The organism is Salinimicrobium profundisediminis (assembly GCF_026241755.1).
Taxonomy (GTDB): Bacteria; Bacteroidota; Bacteroidia; order Flavobacteriales; family Flavobacteriaceae; genus Salinimicrobium; species Salinimicrobium profundisediminis.
Genome location: NZ_JAPJDA010000075.1, coordinates 1 through 2,219 on the forward strand (window position 1 = coordinate 1; position 2,219 = coordinate 2,219).

Genomic DNA, 2,219 nt, shown 5'->3' on the forward strand with positions numbered 1-2,219 from the left:
GCTTGTATCCTATTCTTCCAAAGGCAAAATATGTTTGCTTTTACCCAATGGACAAGCGCCGCCAAGGAGAAGATAACTGGTACATGCTTCCGATGGAAGATCGTCGCAGCATGATGAGAAGCCACGGCATGATTGGCCGTCAATATGCAGGAAAAGTAAAACAAATCATTTCCGGTTCTGTAGGTTTTGATGATTACGAATGGGGCGTTACCTTATTCTCAGATGATGTCCTTCAATTTAAGAAACTTGTTTATGAAATGAGATTTGATGAAGTAAGTGCCCGCTATGGCGAATTTGGTTCTTTCTTTGTTGGCAATCTGCTTGAAGAAGACAAGGTCAGCCACTTTTTACATGTGAATTAAGCTAAATTAAACTCCCCAGGCAAAAAGCCTGGGGAGTTTTTTATCTTCATTACATTTCGCATTATGATTTTGTAGGCATAAAAAAACAAGCTCCATCATAGGAATGAAATAGTGAGTTGATTTATTTTGATAGCCCAAGTTTTATATTTCACCAATCAGCCAGAAAACCATCTTAGGGGGTGAATGGATGGGTGTTATCGCGTACAACGAAGATGATGTCAGACTGTTGGCAAGATTGATGAGAGCAGAAGCAGAGGGAGATGGAAATCTTGGCATGCTGATGGTTGGCAATGTTGGCGTGAACCGGGTGCGGGCAGACTGCCTTGATTTTCGTGATATCCGATCTATTAGGCAAATGGTTTTTCAAAATCCAGGCGGCTTTGAAGCAACTCAAAAAGGTTATTTTTATCAGAGAGCCAGACAGGGCGAAATTGATCTAGCCCGAAGAACCATTAAAGGGGAGCGAAGCCATCCTGCCAGTAATTCTTTATGGTTTTTCCGTCCTGCAGGTAATTGCCCGGCTCAGTGGTATAACCAATGGAATTCCGGCCGGTTTAAGGCACATTGCTTTTATCAGCCGACGCAGCAGGATTGTCCAACTGTTTTTTAGCATGTTGAAATTATAGGAATCATTAGGAGGGGAAAAGAAGTGAGTCAATCGAATTTTAATCAATATCCTTATTATGGTTACCAGCAGCAGCAACAACAGCCTTACACAGCAGCACCGAAAGCAAATGCTTATCCTGTTCAGCAGCCTGTTGCCTATCCGCCGCAAATCCCTACTGGAGCTATGCTTCCGGCCACTGGCGGTCAAGCGCCAACTCAAGCGCCGCAAGTTCCTGGCATGCTGCCAATTGAGCAATCGTATATTGAGAACATTCTTCGCTTAAATAAAGGAAAGCTGGCAACAGTTTACGCTACATTTGAGAACAATACAGAATGGAATGCGCGCGTTTTTAAAGGTCTAATTGAAGCAGCTGGAAGAGATCATCTCATCTTGAGTGATCCGGAAACTGGTTTACGATACTTAATCCCAATGATCTACTTAGATTATGTAACATTTGATGAAGAAATTGAGTATGATTATCCAGCATTCGGCGGCGTGCAGGGGTTAACTCAATATACACCTAGATAAAAATACATCCATACAAAAAGCGTGAAAGGATCTTCTTTCACGCTTTTCTCATGGACGATTATTGAAAAACTTCAGGATATACGGTTTCTGCCACCAATTGCACAGCTTCTCCGATTCGCGGTCCTGGTCTTGATGTAATATCACTGTCAAGCTGGTACACAGCATCGCCAGAAATAGCAGCAATTTGATCCCAGCCTGTACGGCCCTTTACTTCTTCAATTGGATTATCAACATAGTTAACAGTAGTTGCAATCACTTCTGGATTACGGCTGATGATGTCTTCTTCTGATACTTTAATCCATCCTTCTTGATCTCCAAACACATTACCAACATGTGCAGCCTTTAGAATTTCCTGCTGGAATGTATTGCTTCCTGTTGTATAAATGTCTGGGGCAGGACTAATTTCTAAATAAAGCTGTTTTTCCTCTTCCACTCCTGCCAGCTTTTCACCAACTGAAGCGATTTGGTCCTGAATGCTTTGAACAAGCTCTTCGCCTTTCTCCCCTACACCCATTACATCAGCGATTTGCTGAATATCACCATATACGTCTTCAAATGTTAAAGCAGACTGAATGACAAAAACAGGGATACCGGAATCAATAATCGGCTGCAGCTGTTCTTCCGCACCAACTGTATAAGCGATCACGACATCAGGGTTCAGCTCAATGACCTTTTCAGCATTAACGGTCATCGAATCGGAAACCTTTTCGATTTCCTGAACT

At 42.5% G+C, this 2,219-nt stretch carries 4 protein-coding genes; 3 read left to right on the forward strand and 1 reads right to left on the reverse strand.

Features of this window, described 5'->3' with window-relative positions; all coding sequences use genetic code 11:
- The 3 genes from OQ279_RS18525 to gerQ form a co-directional block, all read left to right on the forward strand.
- Positions 1–362: chlorite dismutase family protein (locus OQ279_RS18525; RefSeq protein ID WP_266071352.1), on the forward strand; the 362-nt coding region annotated here is incomplete at its 5' end.
- A gap of 238 nt (positions 363–600) precedes the next feature.
- The gene (locus tag OQ279_RS18530; RefSeq protein WP_503167774.1) at positions 601–972 is read left to right on the forward strand and encodes a cell wall hydrolase; all 372 of its coding nucleotides are present in this window, start codon (positions 601–603) and stop codon (positions 970–972) included.
- A 39-nt stretch (positions 973–1,011) separates the two neighbouring features.
- Positions 1,012–1,497 (forward strand): spore coat protein GerQ, encoded by a 486-nt coding sequence (gene gerQ, locus OQ279_RS18535; protein ID WP_066442240.1) that lies wholly within the window; start codon positions 1,012–1,014, stop codon positions 1,495–1,497.
- A 58-nt stretch (positions 1,498–1,555) separates the two neighbouring features.
- Here gerQ and OQ279_RS18540 read toward each other — a convergent pair.
- On the reverse strand, positions 1,556–2,219 hold a 664-nt coding region (locus tag OQ279_RS18540; protein ID WP_266071353.1), incomplete at its 5' end, for an ABC transporter substrate-binding protein.

Excerpts from the sequence above, each read along its gene's own strand:
- OQ279_RS18530 (WP_503167774.1), top strand. The coding sequence starts at position 601 with ATGAGAGCAGAAGCAGAGGGAGATGGAAATCTTGGCATGCTGATGGTT.